Annotated in this window: 17 protein-coding genes; 5 read left to right on the forward strand and 12 right to left on the reverse strand. The window is 72.6% G+C overall.

Annotated elements, in window-relative coordinates:
• Positions 1 to 59: 59 nt before the first annotated feature.
• The 5 genes from ACFWYS_RS33745 to ACFWYS_RS33765 all read right to left on the reverse strand — a co-directional run bounded on the left by ACFWYS_RS33745 (position 60) and on the right by ACFWYS_RS33765 (position 6,289).
• Positions 60 to 1,067 (reverse strand): adenosine deaminase, encoded by a 1,008-nt coding sequence (locus tag ACFWYS_RS33745; RefSeq protein WP_384776967.1) that lies wholly within the window; start codon positions 1,065 to 1,067, stop codon positions 60 to 62.
• 20 nt (positions 1,068 to 1,087) lie between these two features.
• Entirely contained in the window at positions 1,088 to 1,993 is a 906-nt protein-coding gene (locus ACFWYS_RS33750) for a ribonuclease Z (RefSeq protein WP_384776970.1), read from the reverse strand.
• 21 nt (positions 1,994 to 2,014) lie between these two features.
• Complete coding sequence (locus ACFWYS_RS33755; protein ID WP_272113135.1) at positions 2,015 to 2,368, reverse strand: histidine triad nucleotide-binding protein; 354 nt, start codon at positions 2,366 to 2,368, stop codon at positions 2,015 to 2,017.
• Between the two features lie 124 nt (positions 2,369 to 2,492).
• Positions 2,493 to 5,714 carry a S41 family peptidase gene (locus tag ACFWYS_RS33760; protein WP_384776973.1) on the reverse strand — a complete coding sequence of 1,074 codons (3,222 nt, stop codon included), beginning with the start codon at positions 5,712 to 5,714 and terminating at the stop codon, positions 2,493 to 2,495.
• Between the two features lie 74 nt (positions 5,715 to 5,788).
• Positions 5,789 to 6,289 (reverse strand): hypothetical protein, encoded by a 501-nt coding sequence (locus ACFWYS_RS33765; protein ID WP_384776976.1) that lies wholly within the window; start codon positions 6,287 to 6,289, stop codon positions 5,789 to 5,791.
• 233 nt (positions 6,290 to 6,522) lie between these two features.
• On the opposite strand from ACFWYS_RS33765, the gene ACFWYS_RS33770 reads away from it, so the two are divergent.
• Positions 6,523 to 8,154, forward strand: coding sequence for a hypothetical protein (locus ACFWYS_RS33770; protein ID WP_384776979.1), 1,632 nt, complete (start codon positions 6,523 to 6,525; stop codon positions 8,152 to 8,154).
• 9 nt (positions 8,155 to 8,163) lie between these two features.
• Positions 8,164 to 8,580, forward strand: coding sequence for a hypothetical protein (locus ACFWYS_RS33775; protein WP_384776982.1), 417 nt, complete (start codon positions 8,164 to 8,166; stop codon positions 8,578 to 8,580).
• Here ACFWYS_RS33775 and ACFWYS_RS33780 read toward each other — a convergent pair.
• The 5 genes from ACFWYS_RS33780 to hrcA all read right to left on the reverse strand — a co-directional run bounded on the left by ACFWYS_RS33780 (position 8,522) and on the right by hrcA (position 12,985).
• On the reverse strand, positions 8,522 to 8,914 hold the full coding sequence (locus ACFWYS_RS33780; RefSeq protein ID WP_384776984.1) for a VOC family protein: 393 nt from the start codon (positions 8,912 to 8,914) through the stop codon (positions 8,522 to 8,524). The genes ACFWYS_RS33775 and ACFWYS_RS33780 overlap by 59 nt on opposite strands.
• Positions 8,915 to 8,930: 16 nt before the next feature.
• Positions 8,931 to 9,680 carry a 16S rRNA (uracil(1498)-N(3))-methyltransferase gene (locus ACFWYS_RS33785; RefSeq protein WP_384776987.1) on the reverse strand — a complete coding sequence of 250 codons (750 nt, stop codon included), beginning with the start codon at positions 9,678 to 9,680 and terminating at the stop codon, positions 8,931 to 8,933.
• A complete protein-coding gene (locus ACFWYS_RS33790; protein WP_384776990.1) occupies positions 9,677 to 10,753 on the reverse strand; it encodes a nitronate monooxygenase in 1,077 nt (358 codons plus the stop codon). The genes ACFWYS_RS33785 and ACFWYS_RS33790 overlap by 4 nt, the downstream gene beginning before the upstream one ends.
• A 78-nt stretch (positions 10,754 to 10,831) precedes the next feature.
• On the reverse strand, positions 10,832 to 11,968 hold the full coding sequence (dnaJ, locus tag ACFWYS_RS33795) for a molecular chaperone DnaJ (RefSeq protein WP_384776993.1): 1,137 nt from the start codon (positions 11,966 to 11,968) through the stop codon (positions 10,832 to 10,834).
• The gene (gene hrcA, locus ACFWYS_RS33800; RefSeq protein ID WP_384777119.1) at positions 11,969 to 12,985 is read right to left on the reverse strand and encodes a heat-inducible transcriptional repressor HrcA; all 1,017 of its coding nucleotides are present in this window, start codon (positions 12,983 to 12,985) and stop codon (positions 11,969 to 11,971) included.
• 165 nt (positions 12,986 to 13,150) lie between these two features.
• Here hrcA and ACFWYS_RS33805 point away from each other — a divergent pair, with 165 nt between their 5' ends.
• Positions 13,151 to 13,894, forward strand: a complete 744-nt coding sequence (locus tag ACFWYS_RS33805; RefSeq protein ID WP_384776996.1) for an MBL fold metallo-hydrolase — start codon at positions 13,151 to 13,153, stop codon at positions 13,892 to 13,894.
• Between the two features lie 42 nt (positions 13,895 to 13,936).
• Entirely contained in the window at positions 13,937 to 14,752 is an 816-nt protein-coding gene (locus ACFWYS_RS33810; RefSeq protein WP_384776999.1) for a DUF3097 domain-containing protein, read from the forward strand.
• Between the two features lie 69 nt (positions 14,753 to 14,821).
• On the opposite strand, the gene hemW is transcribed toward ACFWYS_RS33810, so the two are convergent.
• Positions 14,822 to 16,054: a radical SAM family heme chaperone HemW gene (hemW, locus tag ACFWYS_RS33815; RefSeq protein ID WP_384777002.1), complete on the reverse strand. Its 1,233-nt coding sequence runs from the start codon at positions 16,052 to 16,054 to the stop codon at positions 14,822 to 14,824.
• A gap of 53 nt (positions 16,055 to 16,107) precedes the next feature.
• Positions 16,108 to 18,327: a SpoIIE family protein phosphatase gene (locus tag ACFWYS_RS33820; RefSeq protein WP_384777005.1), complete on the reverse strand. Its 2,220-nt coding sequence runs from the start codon at positions 18,325 to 18,327 to the stop codon at positions 16,108 to 16,110.
• Positions 18,328 to 18,519: 192 nt separating this feature from the next.
• On the opposite strand from ACFWYS_RS33820, the gene ACFWYS_RS33825 reads away from it, so the two are divergent.
• Positions 18,520 to 19,802, forward strand: a 1,283-nt coding sequence (locus ACFWYS_RS33825) for a HAMP domain-containing protein (RefSeq protein ID WP_384777008.1), incomplete at its 3' end; no start/stop codon positions are given.

Genomic DNA, 19,802 nt, shown 5'->3' on the forward strand with positions numbered 1-19,802 from the left:
GCGCGCCCGGTGGGGGCCGCCTCGTCGGCGGGGGCGCCGGCGGCATCGGCCGCCCGGGCCTAGGAGGCCCTGTCGGCCTGGAACTCGTACGCCTCGACCTCGGCGAGATAGCGCGCCCGCCTCTCCTCGTCGTGCTCCAGGAAGGACGCGAGGAAGGAGTTGCGGGCCAGCTCGCGGAGCCGGTCCGCGCTCAGGCCGAGGGTCTCCTGCACGGCGGCGAAGTTGTCCCCCGCGTACCCGCCGAAGTAGGCCGGGTCGTCGGAGTTGACCGTGCACAGCAGCCCGGCGTCGAGCATGGCCGGGAGGGGGTGGTCCGCGAGGGTGTCGACGGTGCGCAGGCGGACGTTGGACAGCGGGCACAGGGTCAGCGGAACCCGGTCCCGGACCAGCCGCTCGACCAGCTCCGGGGACTCCATGCACCGCAGCCCGTGGTCGATCCGCTCGACGCCGAGCACGTCGAGGGCCTCGGTGATGTACTCCGGCGGCCCCTCCTCCCCGGCGTGCGCCACCCGCCTGAGGCCCAGCGCGGCGGCGGCCTCGTACACCTCGCGGAACTTCACCGGCGGGTGCCCGACCTCGGCGGAGTCGAGCCCGACGCCGACGATCCGGTCGAGGTACGGCCTCGCGGCCTCCAGCGTCCGAAGGGCCGACTCGGCCGACTCGTCGCGCAGGAAGCACAGGATCAGCTGGGTGGAGACACCGTGCGCGGACTCGCTGCGGGCGAGCGCCCGCCACAGCCCCTCGACGACCGTGCCCATCTCCACGCCCCGCGCGAGGTGCGCCTGCGGGTCGAAGAAGATCTCCGCGTGCCGCACCCCCTGGGCGGCGGCACGGGCGAGGTAGGCATCGGCCAGGTCGGCGAAGTCCTGCTCGGTGCGCAGGACGGCCATGAGCTCGTAGTACAGGTTCAGGAAGGACTGGAGATCCTCGAACTGGTAGGCCTTGCGCAGTGCGTCGGTGTCGCCGTACGGCAGGGTGACGCCGTTGCGCGCGGCCAGTTCGAAGGCGAGCTCCGGTTCGAGGGTGCCTTCGATGTGGAGGTGCAGTTCTGCTTTCGGGACGGGCATCGAAGCATCGTACGGCGGCATTACCGTCGTTTCGGCAGCGGCACCCGCAGCAGGTCGTGCGCGACCGTCAGCTCCCCGTCGAAACCGGCGTCCCGTGCCTGCCGCTCGAAGTCGTCCGGCTCGGTGTAGCGCTGGCTGAAGTGGGTGAGCACGAGATGCCGTACGCCGCACTCGCGCGCGACGCGGGCGGCCTGACCGGCGGTCAGATGGCCGTGCTCGACGGCGAGTCCGGTGTCCTCGTCCAGGAAGGTGGACTCGATGACGAGCATGTCGCAGCCGTCGGCGAGGGTGTAGACCCCGTCGCACAGCCGGGTGTCCATGACGAAGGCGAACCGCTGTCCGCGCCGGATCTCACTCACCTCGTCCAGCGAGACCCCGCCCAGCACGCCCTCCCGCTGGAGCCGCCCGACGTCCGGCCCCTTGATGCCGTGCGCGGCGAGCCGGTCCGGCAGCATGCGGCGCCCGTCGGGCTCGACCAGGCGATAGCCGTAGGACTCGACGGGGTGCGAGAGGAGGGCCGTGTGCAGTGCGTAGCCACCGGTGTCGGCGATGACGCCGTCGGCACCGACCGGGGCCTCGGTGAGGTCGACGGTCTCGCGGTAGGCGGTGGCGTAGCGCAGCCGGTCGAAGAAGCGCTGGCCGGAGCGCGGGTAATGGGCGGTGACGGGGTGCGGGACCTTGTCGAGGTTGATCCGCTGGATCACGCCCGCGAGCCCGAGGGAGTGGTCGCCGTGGAAGTGGGTGACACAGATCCGGTTCAGGTCGTGGGCGGCGACGCCGGCACGCAGCATCTGCCGCTGGGTGCCCTCGCCCGGGTCGAAGAGGATGCCCTCGCCGTCCCAGCGCAGGAGATACCCGTTGTGGTTGCGGTGCCGGGTCGGGACCTGGCTCGCCGTCCCCAGGACGACCAATTCACGTACGGACACGGTGACTTCGGCTTGCTTCCGTTATCCGGGGGGCCACTGCATGCCGCGGCCGCCGAGGATGTGGGCGTGGGCGTGCCAGACGGTCTGGCCCGCGCCCGCACCGGTGTTGAAGACGATGCGGTAGCTCTCCAGCTTGTCCTCGTCGGCGACGGCCTGGGCCTCGCGCAGGACGTCCGCGGCGAGGGCCGGGGCGGCGGTGGCGAGGGTGGCGGCGTCCTTGTAGTGCGCCTTGGGGATGACCAGGACGTGGGTGGGTGCCTGGGGGTTGATGTCCCGGAACGCGACGGTCGTGTCCGTCTCCCGCACGATCGTCGCGGGGACGTGCCCTTCGGCGATCTTGCAGAACAGGCAGTCGTCCTGCGGTTCCCCTGACATGTCCCCTCCGGGGGTCGGTCCGGTTTGGTTTACGGGGGGCATCGTATCGTCGTCGGGTGCGGGTGACCTGCGGCTGGTCGCGCCCACGCGGCGAGCCGCATATCGATACGGCCCCGCGCCCCTTTCAGGTCGGCAAAGCCGGCGGAGTCTTGGCAGGACTGGTCTCCAGGCCCTCCAGCGCGATCCTGACCGCCTCGTCCAGTTGGGCGTCCTTGCCCGCCATCCAGTCCTGTGGGCGCTGGACCACCTCGACGTCCGGGTCGACGCCGTGGTTCTCCACGTCCCAGCCGTGGCCTTCCAGCCAGATGGCGTACTTCGGCTGGGTGATCAGCGTGCCGTCGACCAGGCGGTACCGGCTGTCGATCCCGATCACGCCGCCCCACGTGCGGGTGCCCACGACCGGCCCGAGCCCCAACGCCTTGATGGCCGCGTTGACGATGTCCCCGTCGGACCCGGAGAACTCGTTGGCGACGGCCACCACGGGCCCGCGCGGCGCGTCCTCGGGATAGCTGTACGGCCGCATCCCGCGCGGCAGTTCCCACCCCACGATCCGCCGTGCCAGCTTTTCCACGACCAGCTGGGAGGTGTGCCCGCCGCCGTTCTCCCGGACGTCCACGACGAGCCCTTCGCGCGCCACCTCGACCCGCAGGTCCCGGTGGATCTGGGCCCAGCCGGGCGCCTGCATGTCCGGGACGTGGAGGTAGCCGAGCCGTCCGCCGGACTTCTCGTGGACGTACGCCCGCCGGTCGGCGACCCATGCGTGGTAGCGCAGGGGCTGCTCGTCCGCGATGGGGATCACCACCGCGTGCCGTACGTCCCCGCCGCCGGCCGGTGAGATCGTCAGCTCCACCGCCTTGCCCGCCGTGCCGACGAGCAGGGGGCCGGGCCCGGTCACCGGGTCCACGGCCACCCCGGCGACGGCCACGATCGCGTCTCCGGCGCGCACCGCGACGCCGGGCGCGGCCAGCGGCGCCCGGGCCTCTGGGTCGGAGGTCTCCGACGGCAGGATCCGGTCGATCCGCCAACTCCCGTCGTCGTGCCGGGAGATATCGGCGCCGAGCAGCCCCTGCCGGGCCCCGCCGCCGTGTCCGCCGCGCGGTGTGACGTAGGCGTGCGAGGTGCCCAGTTCGCCCTGCACCTCCCACAGCAGGTCGACCAGGTCGTCATGGGTGGCGACCCGGTCGAGCAGCGGGCGGTAGCGGTCCAGTACACCCGTCCAGTCCACGCCGCTCATGTCCGGCCGCCAGAAGTGGTCCCGCATGATGCGGCCGGTCTCGTCGAACATCTGCCGCCACTCGGCCCCCGGGTCGACCCGCTGCCGTACCCGTGTCAGGTCCACGGTGATGTTCGAGTCGCTGTCCTCGTCGCCGGAGGCCCGCCGGTCGCTCGGTACGACCTTGAGCCGCCCGTCGGTCCACAGCAGCACCCGCTTGCCGTCGCCGCTGACCTCGAAGTGGTCGGCGTCGTCGGCGAGATGCTCGACGCGCCGCTGGCCGAGGTCGTAGCGCTCCATCTCGGTCTTCGGCTCGGGGTCGTCCGGCGTGGCCCGCGACGAGCCGAGGGCGCCCCGCACGGGGTGGCGCAGCCACAGCACACCGTCCTTCGCGGCCCGCAGGTTGGTGTAGCGGGCGGCCTCGACCGGGAACGGCACGATCCGGTCGGCGAGCCCTTCGAGGTCGATGCGGGTGGTCGGGGTGCCCTCGCTGTCGGGCGTCTCGTCCTTGTCGGGCGCGTCGAAGGGGCGGCCGTGGCGCTGCGGGCCGAAGGGGGACGGGGTGGTGGCCGCCAGGGTGATCAGGTGGGGGCGGGAGCCGACCACGAACGCGAGGTCGAAGACGTGCTCGTCGTAGACCGGGTCGAAGGCCCGCGTCGACAGGAACACCAGGTGCTTGCCGTCCTGGGTGAACGCGGGCGCGTAGTCCTGGAAGCGCAGCGGCGTCGCCTCGGAGACCGACAGGTCGGTGGTGTTGGCGAGCTTGAGCTGGCACAGCGGGCGCGGGCCGGGGTGGGACCAGGCGAGCCAGGCCGAGTCGGGCGAGAAGACCAGCCCGGAGACATCGCCGTCCGCGCTGCGGTCGACCTCGCGGACCTCGCCGCTCTCCCGCTCGACGAGCAGCAGCCGCCCGTCGTGCGCGGCGACCGCCGCCCGGCTTCCGTCGGGTGCCATGGCGAGCTCCAGGACCCGCCCGAGCTGCCCGGCGGCCAGCCTGCGCGGGGTGGCCCCGGGCGCCAGTCCGGTCGCGGGGGCGAACTCCAGCGCGTCGTCGCCCTCCGCGTCCGTCACCCACACCACCCAGTCCTCGCCCTCGGTGCGGAAGGTGCGCGGCAGGCGGGCCCGTACCCCGGGCTCGGCGGCGAGTGCCCGGGCGGGACCGGAGCGGTGGGTGACCCAGTGCACGGCGCCGCGGACGGCGACCGCGCTGCCGCGCGCGGCGTGGTCGGGTGCGGCCTCGCCGAAGGCGCGCGAGGCGTTCAGCGGGTACGGCTGACGGTCGGTGCGCTGCCCGCCGAGCCGGATGTCGAGCCTGCGCGGTTCGGCCCCGTCGAGGTCGTCGAGGAGCCACAGTTCACCGGCGCAGGCGTACACGACACGGCTGCCGTCGCTCGCGGCATGCCGGGCGTAGAAGCCGTCGACGGGGGTGTGCCGTCGTAGGTCGGACCCGTCGGCGAGGGAGGAGTACACCGCGCCGACGCCCTCGTGGTCGCAGAGGAAGGCGATCCGCTCACCGACCCACATGGGGTACTCGATGTTCCCGTCCAGCTCCTCATGGAGCCGTACGAAGTCCCCCTCGCCCCGGGGGTCTCCTTCGGGGCCGATCCACAGCTTGCCCGCCGTACCGCCCCGGTACCGCTTCCAGCGCGCCGCCTCCAGCCCCATCGGCGCGGACGCGAGCACGAGCCGCGGCCCGTGCACTACGTCACCGACAGGGCCGTACGGCAGGGTCGTGGCGGGTCCGCCGTCGAGCGGGACGGCGTGGGCCCAGGTGCGGCGGCTGCCCGCCTGGCCCTGGGTGCTGATCGCGAGGACCTTGCCGTCGGGGGTCCAGCCGCGCACCCGGGTCTGCCGGCTGCCCCAGTGGGTGAGGCGCCTGGAGGGCCCGCCGTCGACCGGGGCGATGTGCACCTCGGGGGCGCCGTCGCGGGTGGAGGTCCAGGCGACGGTCGTCCCGTCGGGCGAGAAGCGCGGCAGGCTGACCGGTACGTTGTCGGCGCTGACCCGCCAGGCCCGGCCGCCGTCGAGCGGGGCGAGCCACACGTCGTCCTCGGCGGTGAAGGCGACCAGGTCACCGTGCAGATGCGGATACCGGAGATACGAAGACGGTCCGGGCGTCGCGGGCTGAGTCACCCGATCACCATAAGCAGGGGCGGCGTCCGGGGACAGCTCTTTGGATCACTTGCGCAACTCCCGTCCCGGTGCGGTCACTTGCCTTCCGGCCAGCAGTTCGGGTGCTCCTTGCAGTAGACGGTCTTGGTGACGGTCACCGTGACCGTGGGCCCGGGCTGCTGTCCGCCGCCGCCCGGATTGACCGGCGAGGGCTCGGCGTTGCAGTTGCCCAGCGCGTTCACGTGGAACCACTCCTTGCCGTCGATCTTGGCGACGAGGTCGCCCTGCACACAGGCGCCGCTGACCGCCTTGGTGATCCGGCCGGTGACGGAGATGTCCTTGCCGTCCTTGGTCTCACCCTTGCAGTCGACCTTGACCACGGTGTTCTCGGTGGCGCTGGGCGCGACGGAAGCGCCCTCGGGGTTCTCGTAGGAGCCCGTGCAGTTGAGCCACTGCACCCCGGCGTTCTGCCGGTTCAGCTCCTCGGTGACCGTCTGGTCGACCGTGAACGCCACGGTGGCACTGCTCAGCCCGCCCGGATCGCAGGCGACCAGCCCGCCGACGGCGACCACGGCGAGACCCGCCACACCCGCCACCCGTGCCGCACCGGCACCACGACCGGCGGGACGTGTGCGACCTGAGCGCGCCGTGCGAGCCGTTCGCTCCGCGCGCGCCGCGCGAGCCCAAACCCTCCTGAATGCCCCCATGGACGGCAGCCTGCCACTGTCCCGGCCGACGCGGTAGGGCGCATACGGCCACTCCCCGCTCTCGCACGTCACAATCGAGTGTCGCCGCCCCGGCCGCTCAACCGACCCTGCCCGGAGGACCGTTGCCCCCCTCGCGGATCCCCGCCCGCCCCGTGCCCGCGCCCCGCACCCCGGACGACCCCGGACGGACCGGCGCGGACGCGCTGACGGACCCGGCGGCCGGGCCGCCCGCGCCGCCGGGCCGGCGCCGGGTGCGGATGCTCGTCGACGTGGTCGACCATCCGGACGAAGTGGCGTATGTGACGGCCCTGTTCGAGGCGCGGGGCTGGGCGGTGCGTCCGGCGCGGGACACCGAGGCGGCACCCGGCGTGCCGCACCGCGGCACGCTCGTCGTGGAGGTCCGGCTGCACGGAGCCCGTCTCGGCGCCCTGCGCACGGCCACCCTGGAGGTGGAACGGCTCGCCAGACAGGCCGAGTTGGGCGTGTGGGTGCGGGACGCGGCCCTGGTCGAGCACGAGCGGCCGGCCCGCACGACGTACACCGTGCATCGCGCGCTGCCGACGCTGGGGCGTCTGTGGATCCGGCTGGGCGGGGCGGACGAGCAGCGTGCCGTGACCGTACCGGCGGGCCCGCGCTCCCAGGAGGAGGCCGCGGCCGAGCTGGCGGCGCGTCCGCTGGGCGGCCGGTCCTTCGACCCCGAGGCGCACGGCCTGCGGGTGCCGGGCCACTCGGACGCGGACCCGCCGCGCGACGAGACCCCGCACGAGCGCCGGGTCCGGCTGGTCTGGCTGTCGGCGGGGCTGGCCGGTGTCGTCCTCGCCGTGGTCTGCGGGATGTACGTCGTCTGGGCCGACGGTGCCTGGAAGCTGCTGCCCGCGCTGCTCAGCCCGGCGGGGGCGCCGGCGCTGGGCCGGACGCTGAAGGAGACGCGGACGCGCGGCCGGGCGGTCCAGTGGGCGGCGGGCGTGGCCGGCACCACGGCACTCGCCGCGTTCGGGGCGCTGGTCGGCCAGGACACCCGGCCCGGGCTGCTGTGGGCGGGCGCGCTGCTGCTGGCGGTCGGCGCGTTCACGGGCGTGGGTGTGGTCCTCGCGCTGCGCCGCACCGTCCTCACCCGGCACGCCGCGTGGCTGGTGCCGCTGTCCGTGCCGGTGCTGTGGTCGATGGTGGGCTGGCTGGGCGCGCAGATGCACGACGCCTACCTGGACCGCTTCGACATCCGCGCGGAGGCGGTGCCCGCACCCCGCCTCGGCACCTATCTGGTGGCCGCCGAGCCGATGGGCATGGCCCTGGGCAGTGCGCTGTTCCTGGTGGCGATCGTCGGCTGGCTGCGCCACTTCCATCTGGGCCGGGACGCCAGCAACCGCTTCTTCGCCATCGTCCTGGCCACCCTGATCGTCGTCGTCTACGCGCTGAGCGCGTTCGCGCTGGGCACCGGCCAGGCGGCGAGCGCGGCGGGCCGGGACGCCGAGAACGCGGCTCGCCGGGGCGCCGAAGCCCCCGCGTACTTCGGCATCTACGGCCACTTCATGTGCGTACGCCCGGTGGCCCCGGCGAGCGAGGTGGCCGTGGACAACGGCCCGATCCCGACCGACCACCCGGTGGTCTCCTTCGGCACCACCGGCGACTGGATCTGGCTCTGGGACCCCGCCCGCACAAACGGCACCGTCCAGGAGTCCTTCGCCGTCCACCGCGAGGACGTCCGGCTGATCCCGACGGAAAACCCGGAGACCAGGCGGTGCCCGGCGCCGTAGCGTGACGGGATGCGATCCGACCGCCGACTGCGCAGGCTCGTCGTGGACGAGCGCACGACGTACCTCTGGAGCGTCCGGCACAAGCACCGGGACGGTGACGTCTGCCGGGAGGTCCTCAGCCTGTACCTGGACGGCGCCCGGGCGCGCATCGTCTTCCGCTCGGGCGAGGCGGGTTCGGGCCGCGTTGTCGCCGAAGGCCACTGGTACTCGGGCTGCGTCGCCGACGGCCGCGGCAACCTGCTCAACCTCCGTGAACCCGGCGTCGTACGGGCCTTTGTCGACGAGGCGCGGGCGCGCGGGCTGCTGCGGGGCGGCGGGGAGCTGGACGGCTGGGAGCTGTTCCCCGCGGTCGCCGCGACGGTCGACGTCAGGAGCGCAGCAGCAGCCACTCCTGCAGCTCCACCAGGTTGCCCTCCGGGTCCTTGAGGTGGGCGACGCGCATGCGGTCGGTCATCGGGGCGGGACCGTGCAGCAGGGTCGCGCCGCGCTCGGTGATCCGGGCGCAGTAGGCGTCCAGGTCGTCGACGCGCAGCACCACGAGCGAGCGATGACCGGTGGCGGTGTCCCCGAGTTCGCCGAGGACCTCGGCCATCATGCCCCGGTCCTGGAGGGCGATGCCCGCCGAGCCGACGGCGGGACTGAACTTCTCGTACGGCCCGTTCACCGCGCCCGACTGCGGCTTGAGGCCGAGGACGTGGCTGTAGAACCGGTAGCAGGCGGCGAAGTCGGTGACGAGGAGCCGGACTTGGGCGAGTTCCATACAGTCCCCCTCGGTGTCAGGACCAGCGGCCGGTGCGCCCCAGGAGCAGGGCCGCGGCCGCGGTTCCGGCCGTCGAGGTGCGCAGCACACTGGGCCCCAGCACACACGCCTTCGCACCCGCCTCGTGGAAGAGCGCCAGCTCGTCCTTGGAGACGCCGCCCTCGGGGCCGACGACCAGCACGATCCGGCCCTCGGCGGGGAGTTCGACGGTGGCGAGCGGTTCACTGCCGTACTCGAAGTCGGAGTGGAGTACGGCGGCGAGGTCGGCTTCGGCGAGAAGTGCGGCGACCTGCTTGGTCGTCGCGGCGTCGGCGACCTCGGGGAAGCGGACCCGGCGGGACTGCTTGCCGGCCTCGCGGGCAGTGGCCCGCCACTTGCCGAGCGCCTTCAGGCCGCGGTCGCCTTTCCACTGGGTGATGCAACGGGCGGCCTGCCAGGGCACGATGGCGTCGACGCCGACCTCGGTCATGGTCTCCACGGCCAGCTCGCCCCGGTCGCCCTTGGGCAGGGCCTGGACGACCGTGATGCGAGGCGTCGGCTCCGGCTCCTCGGCCACCCCGGTCATATGGACGATGAGCCGGTCCTTGCCCTCGGTGCCGACCACGTCGCACACGGCGTAGCGTCCCGCGCCGTCGGTGAGCACGACCTCCTCACCCGGCTGGAGCCGCTTCACGGACACCGCGTGGCGCCCTTCGGGGCCGTCGAGGACATACTGTCCGGCGCCGCCCGCGCGGAAGTGCTCGACGACGAACACCGGCGCGGTCATCGGATCTCGCCCTTGGCCGACAACGCTGTCCTGGCGGCGTCGAGTTCGGCGACCAGAACCTCCACGAGCTGCCCTGCCGAGAGTTCACGGGCCATCCGGTGCCCCTGCCCGGCCCACAGCGCCATGCCCTGCGCGTCGCCCGACGAGGCGGCCTTCTTGCGCAGCGGCGAGGTGAGGTGGTGGACCTCGGGGTAGGCGGCGGGGGCGTACGGCCCGTGCTCGCGCAGGAAGCGGTTGACCAGGCCGCGGGCGGGCCGCCCGGAGAAGGCGCGGGTCAACTCGGTGCGGACGAACAGGGGGTTGGTCAGCGCCTGCTTGTGCAGGGCGTTGGCGCCGGACTCCGGGGTGGCGAGGAAGGCGGTGCCGAGCTGTGCGGCACTGGCACCGGCCGCGAGGACGGCGGCGATCTGGCTGCCGCGCATGATGCCGCCGGCGGCGACGAGGGGCAGGCTCACGGTCTCCCGGACCTGGGCGAGCAGCGACAGCAGTCCGATGCCGGTGCCGTCGGTCTCGGGGTTGTCGCGGTGGGTGCCCTGGTGGCCCCCCGCCTCGACGCCCTGCACGATCACGGCGTCGGCACCGGCCCGCTCCACGGCGAGGGCCTCGTCCGCGGTGGTGGCGGTGACGAGGGTGACGGTGCCGGCGCGGCGCAGCGACTCCAGCACATCGCCGCTGGGCACACCGAAGTGGAAGGAGACGACGGGCACCGGGTTGTCGAGCAGCACGGCGAGCTTGGCCTCGTAGCCGTCGTCCCGCCCGCTGTCCGGGTCGCCCAGCTCGGTGTCGTACCAGGCGGCCTCGCCGGCGAGCTGATGGGCGTAGACATCGACGGCGGCCGCGTCGGCGTACTCGGGCTGCGGCATGAAGAGGTTGACCCCGAAGGGACGCCCGGTCAGGCCCCGCAGCTGCTTGATCTCCTGGTACATCCCGTCGGCGGTTTTGTACCCGGCGGCAAGAAACCCCAGCCCGCCGGCCTCGGCCACGGCGGCGGCGAGGTGCGGCACGGAGACGCCGCCCGCCATGGGGGCCTGCACGATCGGATGAGGGAAGAGATCGGTCAGTGCGGAGGACATGACGGCATGTTGTCACGTCCCCCGAACAAGTCCGAATCGGGTCCGCCCTTACCGCGGACCCGCGCTTCCCGACCGGGGTCAGCGCCCGTTGAACGCGTCCTTCAACCGCGAGAACAACCCCTGCTGCCCGGGCTGGAACTGCCCCTGAGGCCGCTCCTCACCGCGCAGCTTGGCCAGCTCCCGCAGCAGCCGCTCCTGCTCCGGATCGAGCTTGCTCGGGGTCTGGACCTCGACATGGACGATGAGATCGCCCCTGCCGCCACCGCGGAGATGGGTCACGCCGCGTCCGTGCAGCGGGATCGACTGGCCGGACTGGGTGCCGGGCCGGATGTCGACATCCTCCATGCCGTCCAGCGTCTCCAGCGGAACCTTGGTGCCGAGGGCCGCCGCGGTCATCGGGATGGTGACCGTGCAGTGCAGGTCGTCGCCGCGCCGCTGGAAGGTCGAGTGCGGAAGTTCGTGGATCTCGACGTAGAGGTCTCCGGCGGGGCCGCCGCCCGGCCCGACCTCGCCCTCACCCGCGAGCTGGATCCGCGTGCCGTTGTCGACACCGGCCGGGATCTTCACGGTCAGCGTCCGGCGCGACCGCACCCGCCCGTCCCCGGCGCACTCCGGGCACGGCGTGGGCACCACGGTCCCGAAGCCCTGGCACTGCGGACACGGCCGCGAGGTCATGACCTGGCCCAGGAACGACCGGGTGACCTGCGAGACCTCACCCCGTCCGCGGCACATGTCACACGTCTGCGCGGAGGTGCCGGGAGCGGCCCCCTCGCCGTTACAGGTGTTGCAGACGACGGCCGTGTCGACCTGGATGTCCTTGGTCGTACCGAAGGCGGCCTCGTCGAGCTCGACCTCCAGCCGGATCATCGCGTCCTGGCCCCGCCGCGTACGCGACCGCGGACCCCGCTGGGACGCCGTACCGAAGAACGCGTCCATGATGTCCGAGAAGTTGCCGAAGCCTCCGGCGCCGAAGCCGCCCGCGCCCGCGCCGCCCGCCTGGGACAGCGGGTCGCCGCCGAGGTCGTAGACCTGCTTCTTCTGCGGGTCCGACAGCACCTCGTAAGCGGCGTTGATCTCCTTGAACCGCTCCTGGGTCTTCGGATCCGGGTTGACGTCCGGGTGCAGCTCGCGGGCGAGCCGCCGGAAGGCCTTCTTGATCTCTTCCTGCGACGCGTCGCGACGCACGCCGAGCACGGCGTAGTAGTCCGTGGCCACTTACGACTCCGCCAGGATCTGTCCGACGTAACGTGCCACTGCGCGTACCGCTCCCATCGTTCCCGGGTAATCCATGCGGGTCGGTCCGACCACGCCGAGCTTGGCTACTGCCTCGCCGCCCGAACCGTAGCCGACCGACACCACGGAAGTGGAGTTGAGTCCCTCATAGGCGTTCTCATGACCGATGCGTACGGTCATGCCCGAATCCCCGGCCTCGCCCAGCAACTTGAGGAGCACGACCTGCTCCTCAAGCGCCTCCAGGACGGGCCGGATGGTGAGGGGGAAGTCATGTCCGAAGCGGGTGAGATTGGCGGTGCCGCCGATCATCAGCCGCTCCTCGTTCTCCTCGACGAGTGTCTCCAGGAGGGTGGAGAGCACGGTCGAGACGGTGCCGCGGTCCTCCAGGTCGAAGGCCTCGGGGAGGTCCTCGACCAGCCGTGGCACATCGGTGAAGCGCCGCCCCGCGACCCGGCTGTTGAGCCGCGCGCGTAGATCCGCGAGCGAGGCTTCCCCGAAGGGCGCCGGGCAGTCGACCATCCGCTGCTCGACCCGCCCGGTGTCCGTGATCAGCACGAGCATCACGCGCGCGGGTGCGAGCGAGAGCAGCTCGACATGCCGGACGGTGGACCGGGTCAGCGACGGGTACTGCACGACGGCGACCTGCCGGGTGAGCTGCGCGAGCAGTCGCACGGTCCGCGCCACGACGTCATCGAGATCTACGGCGCCGTCGAGGAAGTTCTGGATCGCGCGCCGCTCGGGCGGGCTCATCGGCTTGACGCCGGCGAGCTTGTCGACGAACAGCCGGTAGCCCTTGTCGGTCGGGATGCGACCGGCGCTGGTGTGCGGCTGGGCGATGTACCCCTCGTCCTCCAGGGCCGCCATGTCGTTGCGGACGGTCGCCGGGGAGACGCCCAGGCTGTGCCGCTCGGTCAGGGCCTTCGACCCCACCGGCTCCTCGGTCCCGACATAGTCCTGGACGATGGCGCGCAATACCTGGAGCCTGCGTTCACTCAGCAACTCGCGCACACCTCCAGAAGTCGTTCCCCTTGACGTCTCGCCTGGCACTCTGTCCATCCGAGTGCCAGCCGTCCCCGGCCCAGTGTACGGCTGTGGGGTACGCCCCCGGCAAGGCCGGTCCCGCACCGCCGTGCCTGACAGTGGTGTCTTGGTTAGCGTCGCGGTATGACGGTGACTTGGGAAGAGGCGGGGTGGGAGCGGTTGGCCGCCGGGGTCGGGCGGTGCCGGCTTCCGGTGTGGGACTGCACGGCAGGGCTGGTCGTCGGGGACGGGGCCGCACTGATCGTCGACGCCGGGTCAAGCCTTGCGGAGGGCGCACGGCTGCGTACGCAGGCGCAGTGGCTCGCGGGTCATCGTGTGACTCATCTCGCGCTGACCCACCCCCACTTCGACCATGTCTTCGGGGCCGCGGCGTTCGCGGGTGCGCAGGTGTACGGCCCGGTGGGCATGGACACGGTGCTCGACGGGCGGCACGCGCGCGAGGAGCTGCGCGCGGACGCGGTCCGCAACGGCCTGGACCCGGCCGCGGCGGAGGAGGCGGCGGACGCGCTGATCCACCCCCACCACCAGGTCAGCGGCGAATGGACCCTCGACCTGGGCGGCGGCCGCCAGGTCCTGCTGGCGAACGTGGGCCCGGCCCACACCGCGCACGATCTGGTCGTGCTCGTGCCGGGCGGGCTCTCCGGCGATCGGGAGGTGGTCTTCTGCGGCGATCTGGTCGAGGAGTCCGGCGAACCCCAGGCCGGCCCCGACGCCGTACCGTCGCACTGGCCGGCCGCCCTGGACCGCCTGCTGGACCTGGGCGGTGCGGACGCGCTGTATGTGCCCGGTCACGGAGCGGTGGTGGACGCGGAGTTCGTGCGGCGCCAGCGAGACGCCCTGGCGGCCCGCTTCGGCGTGTCGCGTTGAACTGTGCTCGTCGACCGGGGCGCTTCTCCTATCGTCATCCGAATGCGCCAGTACTCCCCGGACCTGACACCGCCCTGGAAGAAGCCCAAGCCCGTCCCCGAGGTCCCGGCGGAGCCGGGCCTGGTGGTGGAGGAGCCGGGCACGGGTTTCTGCGGCGCGGTGATCCGCTGCGAGGCGGGCACGGTCACCTTGGAGGACCGCTTCGGCAAGCACCGCGTGTTCCCGCTGGAGCCGCGCGGTTTCCTGCTGGAGGGCAAGGCGGTGACGCTCGTACGGCCTTCCGGTGCGGCTCCGGCACGCCCCAGCCGTACGGCATCCGGTTCGGTCGCCGTCCCCGGCGCCCGCGCGCGCGTGGCCCGCGCCGGCCGTATCTACGTGGAGGGCCGGCACGACGCCGAGCTGGTCGAGAAGGTGTGGGGTGACGACCTGCGCATCGAGGGCGTGGTCGTGGAGTACCTGGAGGGCGTCGACGACCTGCCGTCGATCGTGGCCGATTTCGCACCCGGGCCGGACGCGCGGCTGGGGGTGCTGGTCGACCATCTGGTGCCGGGGACGAAGGAGTGGCGCATCGCCGAGTCGGTGACGAGCGAGCACGCCCTCGTGGTGGGCCACCCGTACATCGACATCTGGGAGGCGGTGAAGCCGTCGTCGCTGGGAATCGCGGGGTGGCCCAGGGTGCCGCACGGGCAGGACTGGAAGACGGGGGTGTGCCGGGCGCTGGGATGGCCGTCGGAGAACACCGGGGCGGTGTGGCAGGCGATCCTGAAGCGGGTGGGGTCTTACAAGGACCTTGAGCCGGAGTTGCTGGGGCGGGTGGAGGAGCTGATCGACTTTGTCACGGGTGGCGGTGGGGCTTGACGTCGGTGGAGGTGCCGAGTCCGGGTGAAGGTGCCGGATCCGGTGGTGTCGATTCACTCCCCCGAGTGATCAGTCCACCAAATCCCTGACCACCGCATCGGCCAGCAACCGCCCCCGAAGCGTCAGCACCGCACGTCCCTCCCCGTACGGCCCCTCCTGAAGCAGCCCTTCCGCCAAGGCCCGGCGCGACGCCGCAAGCCCCTGCTCCCGCAGCAGCTCCAGCGGCGCCCCCTCGCGAAGCCGCAGCTCCAGCAGGATCCGCTCGACCCTGCGGTCCTCCTCCGACAGCAGCTCGCGCCCGGCCCCCGGCGACCGCCCAGCCGCCAGGGCCGCCGCATAGGCGCCCGGATGCTTCACGTTCCACCAGCGGACCCCGCCGACGTGCGAGTGCGCTCCCGGCCCCGCGCCCCACCAGTCGGCGCCCCGCCAGTACAGCTCGTTGTGCAGGCAGCGGGCGGCCTGCGAGGTCGCCCAGTTGGAGACCTCGTACCAGTCGAAGCCCGCCTCCGAGAGGACCGACTCCGCGATCAGGTAGCGGTCGGCGTGGACGTCGTCGTCCGTCATCGGGACCTCGCCCCGGCGGATGCGGCGGGCCAGCTGGGTGCCCTCCTCGACGATCAGGGCGTACGCCGACACATGGTCCGGCCCGGCACCGATCGCCGCCTCCAGCGAGGCTCGCCAGTCGTCGTCCGACTCGCCGGGGGTGCCGTAGATCAGGTCCAGGTTCACGTGCTCGAAGCCCGCCGCGCGGGCCTCCGCGACGCAGGCCTCGGGGCGGCCGGGGGTGTGTGTGCGGTCCAGGATCCGCAGCACATGCTGTTGCGCGCTCTGCATGCCGAAGGAGATCCGGTTGAAGCCGCCCTCGCGGAGCGTGGCCAGATATGCCGGGTCGACCGACTCCGGGTTCGCCTCGGTCGTGATCTCCGCGTCCGGCGCCAGTCCGAACTCGTCACGGATCGCCCCCAGCATCCGTACGAGATCACCGGCGGCCAGCAGCGTCGGCGTACCGCCGCCCACGAAGACGGTGCGGACCTCGCGCGGGTCGTCGCCGAGGATCTTGCGGGCCAGGCGGATCTCGTCGGTCAGCGTCTCGGCGTAGTTGTCGCGGGACGCCAGCACTCCGCCCGTGCCGCGCAGCTCGGTCGCCGTGTAGGTGTTGAAGTCGCAGTAGCCGCAGCGGGTCGCGCAGTACGGGACGTGCAGGTAGAAGCCGAGGGGGCGGTCGGCGGACCCGGCGAGCGCGGGCGCGGGGAGAGCGCCGTCGTCGGGGACGGGCTCGCCGTCGGGGAGTGCAGAAGGCATGGGTTCTATTGTCCAGCACGCGCGCGTGCGCCTCGGAAGGCCGCCCGGGACCGCTACTCGGCCTGCAGCACCAGCAGCGCCAGATCGTCCTCCGGCGGGCGCCCGCCGAACTCGTGCACCAGCCTGCGGATGCGTTCCGCGATCAGCTGGGCGTTCAGCCCCGCGCACCCGGCGAGCGCGTTCGCGAGGCCGTCGCCGTCGTCGAACTGGCGGGTGCCGCTGCGCCGCTCGGTCACCCCGTCGGTCACGCACAGCAGCGTGTCGCCGGAGCGCAGCTCGAAGGTCTCGCTGGTGTACGTCGCGTCCTCGACGACCCCGAGGATGGTCTGCGGCTGCGCGGCCGTATGCACCTCGCCGTCCGTGCCCAGCAGCAGCGGCAGCGGGTGTCCGGCGGAGGCGAGGGTGCAGCGCAGGCCGCCGTCGACGGGCGTGAGCTCGCCGTACAGCAGGGACAGGAACCGGGGGGTCTGCGGGCCGTCACCGGGGGCGACCGGGCCGACCAGGGCGCGGGCGGCGGCGTCGGCGGCCTCCGTGGCGTCGTCCAGGAGGAGCTGGTTGAGGCGGTCGAGGACGTCGGCGACCCGGTAGCCCTCGCGGGCGAGGAGCCGCAGCCAGGGGCGTGCGATACCGATCACGACGGCCGCCTCGGGGCCCTTGCCCTGGACGTCGCCGATGGCGAAGCACCAGCGGCCGTCGCCGGCCGGGAACAGGTCGTAGAAGTCGCCGCTCGGGCCGCCCTTGTCGCACGGCTCGTACACCAGCGCGCTGGCCACTCCGGGGATCTCCGCGACCGCGCCGGGCAGCAGCCCGCGCTGCAGGACCCGGCTGATGGTGGCCTGCCGGGCGTACTGGCGGGCCGCGCCGATGGCGAGGGCCACCCTGCGGCTGAGGTCCTCCACCAGCCCGGTGACCTCGTCGGGGAAGCGGTTGAGGCCGGCCCGGCCGATGACCAGCGTGCCCAGCGGGTGGCCGCCGGCGATCAGGCGGTACGCGAGCGCCGTGCCGTGCAGCCCGCGCTCGCCGAGCGCCACACCGGGCGGCCAGGGGTAGGGGACGGGACCGGTGCGGTGGCTGTCGGCCGACTGCGGCGGCTCCTTCTCCAGGGCGTGGCGGAGTTCCTCGATGAGGTTCTCGGAGCCGTGCCAGACACGGGCGAGCCTCGGCCCGGCGCCGGCGGTGCCGTCCACCGGACGGCTTCCCCCGCCGCCGGCCTCGCCGGAGCGCGGGTACCCCCAGCGCCCGGCGACCTCGTCCTCCAGCCACACCGCGCACCAGTCCGCCAGCCGCGGCACGATCAGCTGGCCGGCGAGCGCGGCGACCAGGTTCTCGTCGAGCTGCCCGGCGAGCAGGTCGGAGGCCTCGGCGAGGAAGGACAGGGCACCCCGGTTGAGCCAGTCCCGCTCCCGCTCGGGGCGGCGGGGATACGCCGAGTAGTTCGAGTGGTCCGCGTAGTCCGCGTAGTCCTGGTACACCGGCCGATGCCCCGGTTCCTCGGAATCCCCGTGCCCGACCGGGGCCGTGGGCGCCGCCGCGCCGATCGAAGCCGGAGTTTTCCCCTGGCCGGGAGACTCCCCCTGATCGTATGAAGCCGCGGGATCCCCACGATCGAGCGAAACAGCCAGTGGGGCGGAGGGCGAAGGGGCGGCCGGAAGCTGGGCCGGCGGCTCCGGTGCGAGGATCTCCGCGACCCGCAACCCCCGCTCCAGCGCCTGCTCTTCGGCGTACGCCTCGATGTCGTCCCTGGACGCCAGGGGATCCTCGGCGGGCAGCCGCGCCCACACGATCTTGGCCCCGGTGCGGTAGGTGACGCCCCAGGACTCGGCGAGCCGGGACACCAGCCGCAGTCCGCGGCCGTACTCCGGGGTCTCGTACGGCGACTCGACCTCGCCGCCGCGCGGGGCGCGCGAGGGATGGTGGTCCAGGACCTCGACGAGGAGGGCGCCGGTGTCCTCCTCCAGCCGGCAGGTGAGCTCGACGTCGGTACCGGCGTGCACGACGGCGTTGGTGACGAGTTCGCTGACGGCCACGACGGCGTCGTCGATGAGACGGTCACTGAGACATTCGGCGCCGGGGAGCCCGGAGGCGGCCCATTCGGTGAGGGCGGAGCGCACGAGGGAGCGGGCGGAGCCCGGGGAGAGAGGGCTGCCGGGGAGGGTGGTGCGGGTTTCGGGACGCGGGCGGGCGTCGTGGTCCGCGCGCGGGCGTGCGCCCCCGTGCGCAGGCGCATCAGAGGCACGGGTAACGGTCACCCGTTGCACCGGAATGGCCCCCATGGACAGCTCCCCGAACGGTTCGGACGAATACGCCTCGGTCGACGCCGACAGAGTGACAGACTGGCCACGCCCATAAGCACCGAGTTACCGAAGTGGGCCGCCATGAGTGAGAACCGTGCTACGCGTGTGCTCGAAGACGGACAGAAAGACGGTCAAATTCGAGCATCGGAACTGCGCCCTCTGCTCGCCGCGATGACCGCGGCGCGCGACGGCGACTTCCGCAGGCTCCCGGACACCGGGGAGGGAGTGGTCGCTGAGCTGACGGCGGTCTACAACCAGATCATGGACCGCAGCACGCACTTCAACAGTGAAGTGCAGCGGGTCAAACGCGAGTTGGTGCGCCACGGCCGCCTCGACGAGCGGCTGTCGGCCAGCCCGGGTCAGGGCGGCTGGATGGCCCGGGTCAACGACGTCAACCATCTGCTGGACTCCCTGGTGGCCCCGGCGGCGAACGCGACGCGGGTCCTGGACGCGGTGGCGGGCGGCGACCTGACCCAGCGCGTCGATCTGCACGACGGCACCCGCCAGTTACGCGGCGACCTGCGCCGTCTGGGCCGGGCCGTGAACAAGATGGTCGACCAGCTCTCCCTGTTCACCGGCGAGGTCACCCGGGTCGCCCGCGAGGTCGGCACCGAGGGCCGGCTCGGCGGCCGGGCCAAGGTGCAGGGGCTGTCCGGCAGTTGGCGGGATGTGACCGAGGCGGTCAACACGATGGCGTCCCGGCTGACCGCCCAGGTGCGCGACATCGCCCTGGTGACCACGGCCGTGGCCCGCGGCGACCTGACCCGCACGGTCACCGTCGAGGCGACCGGCGAGCTGCTCGAACTCAAGCTGACCGTCAACACGATGGTGGACCAGCTCTCCGCCTTCGCCGACGAGGTCACCCGCGTCGCCCGCGAGGTGGGTACGGAAGGGCAGCTGGGCGGGCGCGCGCAGGTGCGGGGTGTCAGCGGCGTGTGGAAAGACCTCACCGACAACGTCAACTTCATGGCGTCGAACCTGACTTCCCAGGTCCGCAACATCGCCCAGGTCACCACCGCCGTGGCCAACGGCGACCTGAGTCAGAAGATCACCGTCGACGCCCAGGGCGAGATCCTCGAACTCAAGTCGACCATCAACACGATGGTGGACCAGCTCTCCGCCTTCGCCGACGAGGTCACCCGCGTCGCCCGCGAGGTCGGCACCGAGGGCAACCTCGGCGGGCGCGCCCAGGTGCGGGGCGTCAGCGGCGTGTGGAAAGACCTCACCGACAACGTCAACTTCATGGCGGACAACCTCACTTCGCAGGTCCGCAACATCGCCCTCGTCTCCACGGCCGTGGCCCAGGGCGACCTCGGCAAGAAGATCACGGTGGAGGCGAAGGGCGAGATCCTGGAGCTGAAGTCGACCATCAACACGATGGTGGACCAGCTCTCCGCCTTCGCCGACGAGGTCACCCGCGTCGCCCGCGAGGTCGGCACCGAGGGCAACCTCGG

It is taken from the genome of Streptomyces sp. NPDC059010, from assembly GCF_042740355.1.
In the GTDB taxonomy this organism is placed as follows: domain Bacteria; phylum Actinomycetota; class Actinomycetes; order Streptomycetales; family Streptomycetaceae; genus Streptomyces.

Coding starts and splice junctions, on each gene's coding strand:
- ACFWYS_RS33745 (WP_384776967.1), bottom strand. CDS start 1,067: ATGCCCGTCCCGAAAGCAGAACTGCACCTCCACATCGAAGGCACCCTC.
- ACFWYS_RS33755 (WP_272113135.1), bottom strand. CDS start 2,368: ATGTCAGGGGAACCGCAGGACGACTGCCTGTTCTGCAAGATCGCCGAA.
- ACFWYS_RS33775 (WP_384776982.1), top strand. CDS start 8,164: ATGCGATCCGACCGCCGACTGCGCAGGCTCGTCGTGGACGAGCGCACG.
- ACFWYS_RS33780 (WP_384776984.1), bottom strand. CDS start 8,914: ATGGAACTCGCCCAAGTCCGGCTCCTCGTCACCGACTTCGCCGCCTGC.
- ACFWYS_RS33785 (WP_384776987.1), bottom strand. CDS start 9,680: ATGACCGCGCCGGTGTTCGTCGTCGAGCACTTCCGCGCGGGCGGCGCC.
- ACFWYS_RS33790 (WP_384776990.1), bottom strand. CDS start 10,753: ATGTCCTCCGCACTGACCGATCTCTTCCCTCATCCGATCGTGCAGGCC.
- ACFWYS_RS33805 (WP_384776996.1), top strand. CDS start 13,151: ATGACGGTGACTTGGGAAGAGGCGGGGTGGGAGCGGTTGGCCGCCGGG.
- ACFWYS_RS33810 (WP_384776999.1), top strand. CDS start 13,937: ATGCGCCAGTACTCCCCGGACCTGACACCGCCCTGGAAGAAGCCCAAG.
- hemW (WP_384777002.1), bottom strand. CDS start 16,054: ATGCCTTCTGCACTCCCCGACGGCGAGCCCGTCCCCGACGACGGCGCT.
- ACFWYS_RS33820 (WP_384777005.1), bottom strand. CDS start 18,327: ATGGGGGCCATTCCGGTGCAACGGGTGACCGTTACCCGTGCCTCTGAT.